General features: G+C 55.8%; 11 protein-coding genes. 5 read left to right on the forward strand and 6 right to left on the reverse strand.

All coding sequences use genetic code 11. The features are described from left to right. The first annotated feature begins 192 nt into the window (after nt 1–192). A complete protein-coding gene (locus METAL_RS03695; RefSeq protein WP_005369757.1) occupies nt 193–2571 on the forward strand; it encodes a DNA translocase FtsK in 2379 nt (792 codons plus the stop codon). Between the two features lie 2 nt (nt 2572–2573). Beyond that, nucleotides 2574–2759, forward strand: a complete 186-nt coding sequence (locus METAL_RS03700; RefSeq protein ID WP_005369758.1) for a hypothetical protein — start codon at nt 2574–2576, stop codon at nt 2757–2759. Between the two features lie 12 nt (nt 2760–2771). Here METAL_RS03700 and METAL_RS03705 read toward each other — a convergent pair whose 3' ends face one another. Further along, nucleotides 2772–3305 (reverse strand): hypothetical protein, encoded by a 534-nt coding sequence (locus tag METAL_RS03705; protein ID WP_005369759.1) that lies wholly within the window; start codon nt 3303–3305, stop codon nt 2772–2774. A gap of 209 nt (nt 3306–3514) precedes the next feature. Here METAL_RS03705 and METAL_RS21440 point away from each other — a divergent pair, with 209 nt between their 5' ends. Further along, nucleotides 3515–3652 carry a transglycosylase SLT domain-containing protein gene (locus METAL_RS21440; protein ID WP_084675331.1) on the forward strand — a complete coding sequence of 46 codons (138 nt, stop codon included), beginning with the start codon at nt 3515–3517 and terminating at the stop codon, nt 3650–3652. A gap of 208 nt (nt 3653–3860) precedes the next feature. Here the strand turns inward: METAL_RS21440 and fusA are convergent, their stop codons facing one another. Then, a complete protein-coding gene (gene fusA / locus METAL_RS03710; protein WP_005369760.1) occupies nt 3861–5945 on the reverse strand; it encodes an elongation factor G in 2085 nt (694 codons plus the stop codon). A 580-nt stretch (nt 5946–6525) separates the two neighbouring features. Between fusA and METAL_RS03715 the strand changes: the two genes are divergently transcribed. Then, nucleotides 6526–9165 (forward strand): UPF0182 family protein, encoded by a 2640-nt coding sequence (locus tag METAL_RS03715; protein WP_005369762.1) that lies wholly within the window; start codon nt 6526–6528, stop codon nt 9163–9165. 145 nt (nt 9166–9310) lie between these two features. Here METAL_RS03715 and METAL_RS03720 read toward each other — a convergent pair whose 3' ends face one another. The 4 genes from METAL_RS03720 to gatC all read right to left on the reverse strand — a co-directional run bounded on the left by METAL_RS03720 (nt 9311) and on the right by gatC (nt 13051). Further along, nucleotides 9311–9760: an Rsd/AlgQ family anti-sigma factor gene (locus METAL_RS03720; RefSeq protein WP_005369763.1), complete on the reverse strand. Its 450-nt coding sequence runs from the start codon at nt 9758–9760 to the stop codon at nt 9311–9313. 90 nt (nt 9761–9850) lie between these two features. Continuing rightward, nucleotides 9851–11284 (reverse strand): Asp-tRNA(Asn)/Glu-tRNA(Gln) amidotransferase subunit GatB, encoded by a 1434-nt coding sequence (gene gatB, locus METAL_RS03725; RefSeq protein ID WP_005369764.1) that lies wholly within the window; start codon nt 11282–11284, stop codon nt 9851–9853. Nucleotides 11285–11297: 13 nt separating this feature from the next. Next, nucleotides 11298–12749, reverse strand: coding sequence for an Asp-tRNA(Asn)/Glu-tRNA(Gln) amidotransferase subunit GatA (gene gatA, locus METAL_RS03730; RefSeq protein WP_005369765.1), 1452 nt, complete (start codon nt 12747–12749; stop codon nt 11298–11300). A gap of 14 nt (nt 12750–12763) precedes the next feature. After that, the gene (gene gatC, locus METAL_RS03735) at nt 12764–13051 is read right to left on the reverse strand and encodes an Asp-tRNA(Asn)/Glu-tRNA(Gln) amidotransferase subunit GatC (protein ID WP_005369766.1); all 288 of its coding nucleotides are present in this window, start codon (nt 13049–13051) and stop codon (nt 12764–12766) included. Between the two features lie 216 nt (nt 13052–13267). Here gatC and METAL_RS03740 point away from each other — a divergent pair, with 216 nt between their 5' ends. Next, on the forward strand, nt 13268–14314 hold the full coding sequence (locus METAL_RS03740; protein ID WP_005369767.1) for a rod shape-determining protein: 1047 nt from the start codon (nt 13268–13270) through the stop codon (nt 14312–14314). The last annotated feature ends 138 nt before the right edge of the window (nt 14315–14452 follow it).

Raw genomic sequence — 14452 nt, forward strand, 5'->3', positions numbered from 1 at the left:
AAAAGTTATGCAATCAATTATGCAGATGAATACAGCGTTCGTAAACCGGAAAAATTTACAGATGAAATAAGGGCTGGATCTGCGAAAACCAAGTGTTCGCCGCGAAATTATTCATGTAATCTCTTGGATGCATGTTCTATAATCATGTTTTATCGGTATTATTTTTCACCAAGAAATATTGGGTCTGCTGTGATGGAAGAAAAAACTGTTCGTGGCTTGCGTGAAATCGCCGTTTTGGTTTTTTTTGCCTTCGGTCTGTTTTTTTTAATCGCCTTGGCGACTTTCAGCCTGGACGACGCCGGCTGGACCCATAGCGGGACGGCCAAGGCGATCGCGAATGCCTGCGGCGTGTTCGGCGCCTGGCTGGCGGATGTGAGTTTCAGCTTTTTCGGCCTCTTGGCCTATCCCTTCCCGCTGCTTATTTTCTGGGCCGGCTACAGGCTGCATAAACTGCAGGAGGCTCCCAAGATCCTTCCCATGGCCGTAAATACGGCCGGCATCTTTGCCACGATCGTTTCGGCGACGGCATTGCTGAATCTTTATTTACTGCGTCCTGGCGTCGACCTGCCGAACAGCACCGGCGGAATCGTCGGCCAGGAAATCGGCAATACGCTGGTCGTTAAGCTGGGCAACTCTGGGGCTACCTTATTTTTGATGGTCGGCCTGCTCGGCGGAATTACCTTGGCGACCAAAGTTTCATGGCTGTCCGTACTGGATTTGATAGGCAAATATACCGTGTTATTGTTCAGGCTGCTGTTCGAACGAGTGGCGGGTTATAGCGAAAGAAAATTTAATATGCAGGACGAGTTTGAAGAGCCTGAAGAATTTTTCGGCTCGTTCATCGCCGATGAGCCTGAGCCGGCGCCTTTCTCTAAAAGCGAAACCGAACCGGTCAAAAAAGCCCTCGCCAAAACGTTGCCGGTTCTCGAAAGCGAAGCCGAATCGGTCAAGAAGGCGGCGGCCAAAATGTCGCCGGTTCTCGAAAAGGTACTGGCCGATGCGCAACAAGCGGTCGCCAAGCGGGTTGCGAAAAAAGCCGCCGCCGTGCGCTATCGGAACAAAGGCGCGCTGCCGTCGATCGATCTGCTGGACAACCGCGATACCCGCGTAAAAGGTTATACGCAGACCGATTTGGAGGAAATGTCCCGGCTGGTCGAGAACATCCTGCAGGATTTCAACGTCAGCGTGGAAGTCGTCGGTTTTCTGCCGGGACCCGTGATTACCCGTTTCGAACTGCAGCCGGCGCCCGGCGTGAAGGTCAGCCGGATCAGCTCCCTGTCGAAGGATCTGGCCAGAGCCTTGTCGGTGACCAGCGTCCGGATCGTCGAAGTGATTCCCGGTAAGTCGGTGATCGGTCTCGAAATTCCGAACCGCGAACGCGAAATGGTCAACCTGCAGGAGTTACTTTCTTCCGGTGCTTTCATCAAGTCGAAGTCGAACTTGACGTTGGCAATGGGCAAGGATATTTCCGGCGCGCCGTTGGTCGCCGATCTCGGCAAAATGCCGCATGCGCTGGTCGCGGGAACCACCGGTTCGGGAAAGTCGGTCGCGATCAATACGATGATTCTGAGTATGCTTTACAAATCGACCCCGGAGCAGGTCAGGATGATCATGATCGATCCGAAGATGCTCGAATTGTCGGTCTATGAAGGCATTCCGCATTTGCTGACGCCGGTCGTCACCGATATGAAGGAAGCCAGTAACGCCCTGCGTTGGGCGGTCGCCGAAATGGAGCGGCGCTACAAGCTGATGTCGAAGATGGGCGTCAGGAATCTGGCGGGCTTCAACCAACTGGTCGCGGATGCCGATGCGCGCGGGGAAAAAATCAAGGATCCGATGTTCCAGCCGCTGAATCCGCTGGCTGAAGGCGAAGAGCCTCCAATGCTGGAGACCTTGCCGAGCATCGTGATCGTGATCGACGAATTGGCCGATATGATGATGATCGTGGGCAAGAAAGTCGAGGAGTTGATTGCGCGGCTCGCGCAAAAAGCCCGCGCGGCCGGCATTCATTTGATTCTCGCGACGCAGCGGCCTTCCGTCGATGTGTTGACCGGATTGATCAAGGCCAACGTGCCGACCCGTATTTCGTTCCAGGTTTCTTCGCGGATCGATTCCCGGACCATTCTCGACCAGGGCGGCGCGGAAGCGCTGCTCGGCAACGGCGATATGCTGTTTTTGCCGTCGGGCACCAGTATTCCGATTCGCGCGCACGGCGCCTTCGTCGACGATCATGAAGTGCACCGTGTGGTCGAGTTCTTGAAATTGACCGGACCGGCCAATTATCTCGAAGAAATTACCCGCGAGGCATCCGATGCGGGCGAAGGCTACGGTGCGCATGGCGGCGGGAACGGCAGTTTCGGCGATCCCGAGGCCGATGCTTTGTACGACCAGGCCGTACAGTTCGTGACCGAGACGCGCAAAGCCTCGATATCGAGCGTGCAGAGGCGTTTCAAGATCGGCTATAACCGGGCCGCGACGATGATCGAGACGATGGAAGCGGCAGGCGTGGTGAGTTCGGCAGAATCCAACGGTTCCCGCGTCGTGCTGGCGCCTGCGCCGGTCAGGGACTGACCGTGCGGTTGGCGATCGTCGGTATCCTGATTCTGACGGCTGCCGCCGGCGGCGGCTGGCTGTTGGTCCGGCGGCATTCCAAAGAGCATGCGGTCCAGGTCAAGGCGGTGCTCTTCGGACTCTATTTTTGGGGTCTGGTCTTTTTGCAGTTGATCCTCGCTGCCTTGTTTTATTCCTTTCAGAAATAATCCGCTCCTTGCTCAAACCCAGGCGGAAGGGGGATTGATCTTTTGCTCGACCCCGATAATCGCTCGATTCAATGAACTCAAACGTTTTTCCGCATTGATCTGAAGACCCATCATATAGAAAATCGGCATCCAGAGAGGATTGATCAATACGCCGCCGAGCGCGCTTTTCAGCGTCCTCTTGAGGTTTTTGGCCGGATTGAACGACTCGGCCAGGGAGTCTGCGGGAACTTCGGCAAAAATCGCCGCGATCGGGCGAAGCAGTGCGATGTCCTGGCTGCTTAAGCGGGACATCGAGGCGAACAGTTTGCTCTCCATTTTCCGGTAATTCCGGTGCGCCAGGGTCACGGTAATCGCAAAGGTCAAGGCGACCAGCGGCAAGAGTAAGATCGGCGGGGCAACCGGGGCAAACGTCGAGGACAGCATCACGATCCCGAGCCCCAGCATCAACAGGTCTTCGCCGTGTTCGACATCGCGGTCGATCCCCTGCACAATGGCCATCACGGGGTTGTCGAACGATGCCTGTAAGTAATGATAGTCTTGTTTCATATATACCTCCATCCAGCCGACTTGCCGATCACACCATAAAAACGAAAAAAGTCAAGCCGGCTTTTGAGAATTATACCGTTTGGCCGGCATTTGCAGGGAGGACATTTCGTCGCATCGGCTTGAATGTGCGCGCGGAGCCCAAAACTCCTGATGCGGCTCCCGGCCGATTCGGCGATAAGCATCACGTCGATCCGAAGTTCTTGCATGCGATGATTCAGGCAGAATCCGCCTCTAACCCGGCGGCGGTTCCCTCGGCCGGCGCGGTGGGCTTGATGTATTTGATGTCAGGGGCTGCCGTAAGGTTCGGACTGGGGCGATCGCTACGGAACACCAGCATCCGGAGCTGATCGGTAAAATGGCGAAGCGCCACTCAGGCGAGGCGGGATTCAAGTGTTTGAATGGAATGAGCGTTATGGGTCCGATTAAGGCCAGGGGAGTGCCCGAACGGCGAGGTTGGGTTATTCGCTTCGAAACTTTTTTTTGATCAGGCGGGTACAAAAAAAGGCCGGTCAGCAATGCCGACCGGCCTTTTTTCATCATCCCGTCAAGAGTGGATTATTTTGCTTTTTTGCGTTCTATGGCTTCCTTGATCACTTCTTCGGCCACGTTTTTCGGGCATGGCAGATAGTGTGAGAACTCCATCGAGAACTGGCCGCGGCCTGAAGTCATCGTGCGCAGGTCGCCGATATAGCCGAACATTTCGCTGAGCGGCACGTCCGCTTTTACGCGAACACCGGTAACGCCCGGATCCTGCGATTTGATCATACCGCGGCGACGGTTCAAGTCGCCGATCACGTCGCCGACGTTATCTGCCGGGGTGAAGACATCCACTTTCATGATCGGTTCGATCAACTGCGGCGCAGCCTTTGGAATCGATTGGCGGAACGCGGCTTTCGCGGCAATTTCGAATGCAATCGAAGACGAGTCGACCGCGTGGAAACCGCCGTCCAGCAGAGTCACTTTGAAGTCCAAGCAGGGATAGCCGGCCAGCACGCCTTGATCGAGCATGCTCTTAAAGCCTTTTTCGACCGCCGGCCAGTATTCGCGCGGCACGTTGCCGCCGGTAACGGCCGATTCGAACGCAAAGCCGCTGCCTGGTTCGCCCGGTTCGATCGCATAGCTGATCTTTGCGTATTGGCCGGAACCGCCCGATTGCTTCTTGTGCGTGTATTCGTCTTCGACGCGGCGCGTGATCGTTTCGCGGTAGGCCACCTGCGGCTTGCCGACGGTCACTTCAACGCCGTGCGTCCGTTTCAGGATGTCGACCTTGATGTCGAGGTGCAACTCGCCCATGCCTTTCAGGATCGTTTCGCCGCTTTCTTCGTCGGTTGAAACGTGGAAAGACGGATCTTCCGCGACCATTTTGCCCAGCGCGATGCCCATTTTTTCGTTGGAACCTTTGTCTTTCGGGGTAACCGCCACCGAGATGACCGGGTCAGGGAAAACCATGGGCTCAAGCGTTGCCGGCTTGTCCGGATCGCACAAGGTATGGCCGGTCTGTACGTTTTTCAGGCCGATCAGCGCGACGATATCGCCAGCCTGGGCGGTTTCGATTTCGGTGCGGGTGTCGGCATGCATTTCGACCATCCGTCCGACCCGTTCGTTCTTGCCGGTATAGGTATTCAGCAGGGTGTCGCCTTTCTTCAGGCGGCCGGAATAAATACGAATGAAGTTCAGCGCGCCGAAGCGGTCGTCCATGATTTTGAATACCAATGCGCGCAGCGGACGGCTCGGATCGACGATCGCAAATTCGCCGGTCGGGTTGCCTTCGATGTCGGTTTCAGGCTGCGGCTTGACTTCGGTCGGGTTCGGCAGGTAATCGACAACGCCGTCCAGGACCAGTTGCACGCCTTTGTTTTTGAAGGACGAACCGCAATAAGTCGGGAAAAACGCCATGTTGATCGTGCCTTTGCGGATGCAGCGCTTGACGGTCTCCATATCCGGCTCTTCACCTTCCAGATATTTTTCCATCGCGTCGTCGTCCTGCTCGACCGCGGTTTCGATCAGCTTTTCGCGCCATTCTTCGACTTTATCCGCCATATCGGCAGGGACATCTTCGATGCGGTAGCTCATCGGATCTCCGGAATTGTCCCAGATCCACGCTTTGCGGGTCAGCAGGTCTACGACGCCCGAGAATTGATCTTCGATGCCGATCGGCAAAGTCATCACCAGCGGGACTGCGCCCAGCACGTCCTCGACCTGTTTGACCACGCGGAAGAAATCGGCGCCGATCCGGTCCAATTTATTGACGTAGATAAGGCGGGAGACTTTGGAGTCGTTCGCATAGCGCCAGTTGGTTTCCGATTGCGGTTCGACGCCGCCGGAACCGCAGAAAACGCCGATACCGCCGTCGAGCACTTTCAGCGAACGATATACTTCGATGGTAAAGTCGACGTGGCCCGGGGTGTCGATAATATTGAAACGATGGTCTTTCCAGAAACAGGTCGTCGCCGCGGATTGGATGGTGATGCCGCGTTCGGCTTCTTGCGCCATGAAGTCCATGGTAGATTCCCCTTCATGCACTTCGCCCAGCTTGTGGATCTTGCCGGTGAGCTTCAGGATACGCTCGGTCGTGGTGGTTTTGCCGGCATCCACGTGCGCGAATATGCCGATGTTTCTGTAAAGGCTTAAATCAGTCATGTTGTTACTCTAAATGTTGGGCATAAAAATCTTTTTGCAAAAACCGTCCCCGCGAGTATTTACTCAAGCAAATTCGACCGGAGTTTTGAACGGCGCAAAATATGACCTGCTGCCTGATGCCGTAGACCGCAGTCAGGGTAACCAAGGGTTGGACGGAACGCATCGAAGTCTGGAGGATGGAGTCACGTCGAGCGCAGGTTTCGGCAAAGGCCGGACCGGCACGCGCCCAGTTTCGATAGCCGGGTATTTTAACCTAAATTCTTTATAAAAATATATAAAAACATCAAATACGTACCGCCCGGCTTTTCGTCTTCGGCCGTTCCGGACCAGCGGACGTCAACTCGAATCCCTTTTGCGATTTTGCGCCGGAGCATTTGCAATATGGGAGAATGTACGCAATAGTACCGGGGAATATGGCGATATCAAGCGAAAGTGCCCGGTAACGCGGAGGATAAAAGCGGCGGCGGTTCGGTGGTTGGATGTTAAAATACGGCCCGGATCGGTATTGCGCCGGCTACAGTCCTCCGGGCTCGTACAGCAGTATTAAGTCATATACCAATTTTAAAAACATGAGGATAGTATGCGGAATCTGAAGTTCTTACCCGCGTTGATCGGAGCGATCCTGGGAATCGCGGTCATTATCTATGTTGCCTTCTATTTCATTTTCCTCGACCTATTCGTTGATTTATGGTGGTTCCAGTCGCTGAAACAGGAGCCGTACTTCTGGCTCCGGCTGCTTTACCGGTTTTTCCTGTCGGGCGGGGTCACGCTGGCTTTTTTCCTGATTTTCTTCTTTCATTTCTGGGTTGCCTCCCGCTATCTGGGCTTGAATCCGCCCGACGAAATTCTGACCGACCTGGATAAACGCCGCCGTTTCCAGCGCTTTGCCGATGTCTTCATGAGCGGTTCGGCCAAGGTCTATACGCCCATTTCGCTGATTTTGGCCGTCTTTATCGCGATTCCGTTCTATCGGCAATGGGAGTCGGCATTACTGTATTTTTTCGGCCAGCCGTCGGGCGCCACCGATACTGTTTACGGTAACGACATCAGTTTCTATTTGTTGTCTTATCCGATTTATCTGCTGATTCAAAAAGAATTGTTGACGGCCGCGATCGTCATTTTTATCGCGGTCGGCATTTTGTATTGGCTGGAGCATATCTTCATCCCCAACCAGAACAAGGAATATCACATCGGCGCGAAGATTCATCTGACCGTGCTGATAGGCTTTGTCGTGCTGTTCGTGGTCTGGGGCTTTATGCTGGATCGGTTTGCGCTGCTTTACAACCATTCGCACGAGCCGGTTTTCTTCGGGCCGGGGTTCGTCGAAATCAATTACAAGCTGCCGCTGATCTGGCTCGGCATCTTCACCTTTGTGGCGGTCGCGATAACCGGTCTGCTGTTCATTTTCTCGAAGGAACACCGCGTTAAAGGGCCGTTTTTCATTTCGTCGGCCGCATTTCTGTTTGTGTGGTTTTTGCCGAACGTCGACTCGATTCCCGCGGCGATCCAGAAATACATCGTCAATCCGAATCCGGTCAAAGCCGAAAAACCGTTCATGCAGCATAATATCGACGCGACGCTGAACGCTTATGACCTGAGAAACATCAAGATTGTCGATCAGCGTATCAATTTGAATGCGGCCGAAGACATCGCGACCTGGAGCACGCAAAAGCGTTTCGAGAATATTCCGGTCTGGGACCGGGAATATTTGATCAACAGTTATCAGCAGCTGCAGGAGATCCGGCCCTATTACGCCTTTTTCTCGGTCGACGAAGACCGCTACTTTTTGTTGGGCCATACCCGTCAGGTAAACTTAGCGGCCCGCGAAGTGAACATCGGCAAACTGCCCGAAGCGGCGCATACGTGGGAGAACACGCATTTGCGCTATACGCACGGAAGCGGTGCGGTGGCGACACCGGCCGCCCAGGATGCCGATATTCCGCTGGTCTGGTATCTGCGCGACCTGAATCTGTACTCGCCGGTCGGATTGACCACCAAAAATCCGGATATCTATTACGGCGAGGGAAGTTACGATTATGCCGTCGTGCCGAACACGCTCAACGTGGTCGGGCTTGAGCCTGCCGATCCCAGCATCGAACGTCAGTATACAGGCGAAGGGGGGATTCCGATTCCGTCCTGGTTCCGAAAGGCGCTGTTCGCGTTTTATTTCAAAGATGAAAAGATTTTCTTTTCGATCTCGATTACCGACAAAAGCAAAATGTTAATCCGCCGGAATATCACCGAACGGATCAATGCGATGACTCCCTTTCTGCATTTGGACAAGGATCCGTATCTGGTTGTGGCCAAGGACCGCTTCTATTGGATTCAGGACGCTTACACCCTATCGAAATGGTATCCGGCTTCGAAACCGGCCGCCGATGAATATCTCGAAGGCGACCAGCCTTTCAATTACATCCGTAATTCGGTCAAAATTGTCGTGGATGCCTATGACGGCGCGGTCGACTATTATATTGCCGATCCGTCGGATGTGTTGATCAACGCCTATGCGCGGGCCTATCCCAGCCTGTTCAAGAACATGGAGGAAATGCCGCTCGAACTGCAAAAACATTTACGCTATCCGCGCGACCTGTATTACATGCAGATGAAGGTATTCGCCAAGTACCATCAGACGAGACCGGAACTGTTTTACGAACAGGCCGAAACCTGGCAGTTTGCCAATGTTCGCGGCGAAGAGGTCAAGCCTTATTATCAGACCATGGATTTCGGGAACTGCAACGACAAGGAAGAATTCGTGATGATCAACCCGATGACTCCGATCAATCGAGACAACCTGAGCATGATCGGGGTCGCCAGTATTCTGAACAAGGAAGCCTGCGGCAACAGTTACAAGCCCGGCATTACGGTTTACCGCTTCCGGAAGGAAGTGCAGGTGAACGGTCCCGCCCAGGTCGAAGCATTGATCAACCAGGATCCGGAAATTTCCGCGCAGTTTACCTTGTGGAATCAGGGCGGTTCGCGGGTCGAACTGGGGCGCATGGTGATTTTGCCGATGGGCAATACGGTGTTGTACGTGCAGCCGGTCTATCTGGTATCGACCAAGGTCAAGATACCGGAATTGCGGAGGGTGATCGTCTCGATCGGCAATGAAGTGGTGATGGAAAAAACCCTTTGGGCGGCACTCAATCGACTGAAGCAGACGTTTATAAAAGAAGCCTCGGAAAGCAATGGGTCGGGCACCGCGGCGCCTACCGCTCAGTAAGGCGGGGCGAAGCCAATAACGGACCAGGAGCCGATTCCGGAAAATCGGGTCTCTCGCGTAGAAAGGGGTTTATAAAAAGACCCGCCAGGTTTTAAAAACCTGGCGGGTCTAGGCCTTCATCAAGCGAAGCAGCAAGCTTGGCAATTCAGCGCCGCATTAATCCGCACAGCCGGTCTTCCAGTTCGAACCGCCTGGCCAGCGATTCGCCCAGCGCGGACAAATCGTCCGCCAAGTTCGTCAAGGCGGAGGCCTCGCCGGCGTTTTCGTATTTGTCGTTGAAAGAAACCGACAACTCGGTGACCTCGGAAAATTCCGGATAGATGTCGGTCGCTACCGCGATCAGGCTTTCGCGGCGTTCGGTGCCGGACAGGATTCTTTCGTACAATCCGAAATGCCCGAGCGAAACGTAGTCGACCAGCACTTCCGCAAATCGCATCAGCTTGCTCTTGACCGGTTCGACGTCGTTGAACGGCTTCAGTTCGCCGATCTGGCAATACAGGGACCACAAGTCCCGTCTTTCGTGTTGCAGTTCATCGATCAGCTGAGCGGTGCGCTGTCGTCTTTCCGGCCGCGCCGGTTCTACTGTCGTCGCCATAGCGGTTTCCTCTCAAATGGATTTCCCATATTTTGCCTTAACTGTATGCCGGATGCTGCTAATCCGCAACGTTTTTTTTAAAATCAACGGTCAGCCATGTAGTTTGTCTTTCAGCATGCGGTTGACTTCCTCGGGGCTGGCTTTCCCTTGCATCGCTTTCATGACCTGGCCGACAAAAAAGCCGAACACTTTGTCCTTGCCGCTGCGGTATTGTTCGATCTGGCCAGGATTGTCGGCGATGATCTTGTCGATGATCGCTTCGATTGCGCCGGTGTCGGTGATCTGCTTCAAGCCTTGCGTTTCGATGATTTCGTCCGCTTCGGCTTCGCCTTGCCACATCACTTCGAACACCTGCTTGGCGATCTTGCCGGAAATCGTATTGTCGGCGATCCGTTTCAGGAGTCCGGCCAGGCGCTGATAACCGACCGGCGAAGCGGCGATTTCGAGTCCCGATTTGTTCAATGCGGCCGACAGCTCGCCAGTGACCCAGTTCGCGCACAACTTCGCCTCGCAAGCCGAGGCTGCCAGCAGCGCCTCGAAATAATCGGCCGTTTCGCGTGAGGAGGTCAGAATCGTCGTGCTCTCATCGTCGAGGCCGAACTGGTCCTTGAAGCGCTGCTTTTTCGCGTCCGGCAGTTCCGGCATCGTGGTCAGCACCTCCGCCTTGAATGCTTCGGAAATGTACACGGGCAGCAGATCGGGATCGGGGAAGTAGCGGTAGTCGTTCGCTTCTTCCTTGCTGCGCATCGAGCGGGTCAGGTCTTTTACCGCATCGTAAAGGCGGGTTTCCTGGACGACGGTGCCGCCCGCTTCGATCAGGTCGATCTGGCGTTCGACTTCATAGTTGATCGCTTTTTCGACGAATTTGAACGAGTTGATGTTTTTCAGCTCGGCGCGGGTGCCGAACTCCTTCCGGCCCTTCGGGCGCACCGAGACGTTCGCGTCGCAGCGGAACGAACCTTCCTGCATGTTGCCGTCGCAAATGCCCAGGTAGCGCACCAGCTCGTGCAGCTTGCGCATATAAGCGACCGCTTCCTTCGCCGAACGCATGTCCGGTTCGGAGACGATTTCGAGCAGCGGCGTACCGGCCCGATTCAAATCGATCCCGGTCAGGCCGTGGAAATCCTCGTGCAGCGATTTGCCCGCATCTTCTTCGAGATGTGCGCGGGTAATGCCGATCCGTTTGGTCACGCCGTCCACCTCAATGTCCAAATGGCCGTTGCCGACGATCGGCAATTCGAACTGGCTGATCTGGTAGCCTTTCGGCAGGTCCGGGTAAAAATAGTTTTTACGCGCGAACACCGAATAAGGCGCGATCTCGGCTTCGATCGCCAGGCCGAGTTTGACCGCCATATTGACCGCTTCCTGATTCAATACCGGTAAAACGCCGGGCAGGCCGAGGTCGACCGCGCAGGCCTGTGTGTTCGGTTCGGCGCCGTAGGCGGTCGCCGCGCCGGAAAAAATTTTCGATTGGGTGGCAAGCTGGGTGTGAATTTCCAGGCCGATGACGGTTTCCCATTCCATGTTCTTAATCTCTCTATTCGAAACCCGGCGGCATCAGTCGATGCCATCGAGTTGCAAGCTGATATTGGTGTGCGACATTCAATAAACGGTCTTCGGCGAAATAATTGCCGATGATCTGCAGGCCGACCGGTTTGCCGGAAGCCAGCCCCGCCGGGATCGACATCGCCGGAAGGCCGGCCAGGTTGACCGCAATCGTGTAAATGTCGGACAGATACATTTCGATCGGGTTGCCGATTTTTTCGCCGATTCCGAACGCGACGGACGGGGCGACCGGTCCCATCAGCACATCGACCGACGACAGCGCGTTTTTGAAATCGTCGCTGATCAGGCGGCGGATTTTCTGCGCCTTGATGTAATAGGCATCGTAATAGCCGGCCGACAGCGCATAGGTGCCCATCAATATCCGCCGCTTGACTTCGCGCCCGAAGCCTTCGCCGCGCGAACGGGTGTAAAGGTCGGTCAGGTCGGCCGGGTTGCCGCAGCGGTAGCCGAAGCGCACGCCGTCGAAGCGGGACAGGTTCGCCGAGCATTCGGCCGGGGCGATCACGTAATAGGCCGGGATCGCCAACTTCAGGTTCGGCATCGAGACCTCGACGGTTTCCGCGCCCAGCTTGCGGTACTCGGCGAGCGCGGCCTCGATCGCCGACGCGACTTCGGAAGACAGGCCTTCGCCGAAGAATTCTTTCGGCAAGCCGATCTTCAGGCCGTCGAGGGGCTGTGTTAAACCGGCCCGGTAATCGGGAACCGGCCGGTCGACGCTGGTCGAATCGCGCTCATCGAAACCGGCCATTGCCTGCAACAAAATCGCCGCATCCTCGGCCGTGCGCGTCATCGGTCCGCCCTGGTCCAGGCTGGAGGCATAGGCGATCATCCCATAGCGCGACACCCGCCCGTAGGTCGGCTTCAGGCCGGTAATGCCGCAAAACGCGGCCGGCTGGCGGATCGAGCCGCCGGTATCGGTGCCGGTCACGCCCGCTGCGAGCCGGGCCGCGACCGCTGCGGCCGAACCGCCGGACGAGCCGCCCGGCACCGCGTTCAGATCCCACGGGTTTTTGACCGGGCCGTAAAAGCTGGTTTCGTTCGACGAACCCATCGCGAATTCGTCCATGTTCAGCTTGCCGAGCATCACCGCGCCGGCCTTTTGCAGCTTGGCGACCACGGTCGCATCGTACGGAGCGATGAAGTTGTCGAGCATTTTCGAGCCGCAGCTGGTCCTGATCCCGTCGGTGCAGAAAATATCCTTGTGCGCGATCGGAATGCCGGTCAAAGGTTCCGCATCGCCTGCGGCAAGCCTGGCATCGGCCGCCTCGGCCTGCTTGAGCGCCAGATCTTCGGTCGCCGTAATGAAGGCATTCAATGCCTGATGCTGCCCGATTCTCTCCAAATAGGCCAGTGTCAATTCGCGGCTGGAAAACTGCCGGCTGCGGAGCCCTTCGGCCAACTCCGCGATGGTCTTGTTATACATTCCCGGTTTATCCTTTATTCAATCACTTTCGGGACCAGATACAGCCCGGCCTCGACTTGCGGCGCAATCGCCTGAAATTTTTCGCGTTCGTTCCGTTCGGTCACCCTATCGTTTCTGAGCCGTTGCTGCAGATCCAGAGGATGCGCCATCGGCGGCACATTTGCGCTGTCGACCGCGCCCATCGCGGCCATCAGTTCCAGCATGCCGGACAAATCTTCCGCGTAATGCGGCACATCCTGTTCGTCGATTCCCAGACGCGCCAGATGCGCGATTTTTTTTACTTCGTCTGCCGTTAACGACATTGAATGACTCCATGAGAAAATTTAAAATCGCGGCCGGATAAATGCAGCGTCTCGCAGAATTAGGGATGCTCATCATCATTCCCCCCGCTAGCCGCATGCGAAAAGCGCCAACAGGTATTCAGAATCCGGTCCTTGAGATATGATACTATATCTTGCTCGAATACCGGCTCGATTGATAAAGTAGTCCCATTTATTTCCCGTCAGGAACCATCCTCAATGCTATTCAAAAGAATTCGTGGAATTTTTTCCAACGATCTCTCTATCGACCTTGGAACCGCCAATACCTTGATCTATATCCCGGGGCAGGGCATTGTCCTGAACGAGCCCTCGGTCGTCGCGATCAAGGAAGACAAGATCCGCGGGGCCAAGACGATTGCGGCCGTCGGCGCGGACGCGAAACGCATGCTCGGCCGAACGCCCGGCAACATTACCGCGATCCGTCCGCTGAAGGACGGGGTTATCGCCGATTTTGCGGTCACCGAACGGATGCTGCGTTTTTTTATCGAAAAAGTGCATAAAAGTAAAATTTTGCGGCCGAGCCCGCGTATTCTGGTCTGCGTTCCTTGCGGCTCGACCCAGGTCGAGCGGCGCGCGATCCGCGAATCCGCGGCGATGGCCGGCGCGCGCGAAGTGTATCTGATCGAAGAACCGATGTCGGCGGCGATCGGCGCGGGGCTGCCGGTCGACGAAGCTTGCGGTTCGATGGTATTGGACATCGGCGGCGGAACCTCCGAAGTCGCGGTGATTTCGATCAACGGCATCGTCTATTCGTCCTCGGTCCGGATCGGCGGCGACCGTTTCGACGACGCGATCATCAATTACGTGCGCCGCAATTACGGCACGCTGATCGGCGAGGCGACCGCCGAAAAAATCAAGATGGAAATCGGTACCGCCTATCCGGGCAGCGAAGTCAAGGAAATCGAAGTAAAGGGCCGCAATCTGGCCGAAGGCGTGCCGCGCAGTTTCGCGCTGAACAGCAACGAAATTCTCGAAGCGCTGCAGGAGCCTTTGTCCGGCATCGTCAGCACCGTGAAGGCCGCGCTCGAACAGACGCCGCCCGAATTGGGCGCGGATGTCGCGAACCGGGGCATTTACCTGACCGGCGGCGGCGCGCTGCTGAAAGACATCGACCGGCTGATCGCGGAAGAAACCGGCTTGCCGGTATTCATCGCGGACGATCCGTTGACCTGCGTGGCCCGCGGCGGCGGCATGGTACTCGAAATGATGGACAAGAAAGGCGTCTCCGCGTTTTCTCTGGAATGACCGGGCTTCCTCGCTTCTGCCCGGCGTTGCGGACCGCAGTGCGGGCGGCCGGTTTCAATTCGCTGTTTGTTTAATTCGTTAAGATTATTCCCGGTCACCGGTCGGTTTGCCGCGGCCGGGGCCAATCGCAGAGGAATT

The organism is Methylomicrobium album BG8 (genome assembly GCF_000214275.2).
Taxonomy (GTDB): Bacteria; Pseudomonadota; Gammaproteobacteria; order Methylococcales; family Methylomonadaceae; genus Methylomicrobium; species Methylomicrobium agile.

Bases quoted from the DNA above. Each gene is read 5' to 3' on its own strand.
- METAL_RS03695 (WP_005369757.1), top strand. From the start codon at position 193: ATGGAAGAAAAAACTGTTCGTGGCTTGCGTGAAATCGCCGTTTTGGTT.
- METAL_RS03705 (WP_005369759.1), bottom strand. From the start codon at position 3,305: ATGAAACAAGACTATCATTACTTACAGGCATCGTTCGACAACCCCGTG.
- METAL_RS21440 (WP_084675331.1), top strand. From the start codon at position 3,515: ATGATTCAGGCAGAATCCGCCTCTAACCCGGCGGCGGTTCCCTCGGCC.
- fusA (WP_005369760.1), bottom strand. From the start codon at position 5,945: ATGACTGATTTAAGCCTTTACAGAAACATCGGCATATTCGCGCACGTG.
- METAL_RS03715 (WP_005369762.1), top strand. From the start codon at position 6,526: ATGCGGAATCTGAAGTTCTTACCCGCGTTGATCGGAGCGATCCTGGGA.
- METAL_RS03720 (WP_005369763.1), bottom strand. From the start codon at position 9,760: ATGGCGACGACAGTAGAACCGGCGCGGCCGGAAAGACGACAGCGCACC.
- gatB (WP_005369764.1), bottom strand. From the start codon at position 11,284: ATGGAATGGGAAACCGTCATCGGCCTGGAAATTCACACCCAGCTTGCC.
- gatA (WP_005369765.1), bottom strand. From the start codon at position 12,749: ATGTATAACAAGACCATCGCGGAGTTGGCCGAAGGGCTCCGCAGCCGG.
- gatC (WP_005369766.1), bottom strand. From the start codon at position 13,051: ATGTCGTTAACGGCAGACGAAGTAAAAAAAATCGCGCATCTGGCGCGT.
- METAL_RS03740 (WP_005369767.1), top strand. From the start codon at position 13,268: ATGCTATTCAAAAGAATTCGTGGAATTTTTTCCAACGATCTCTCTATC.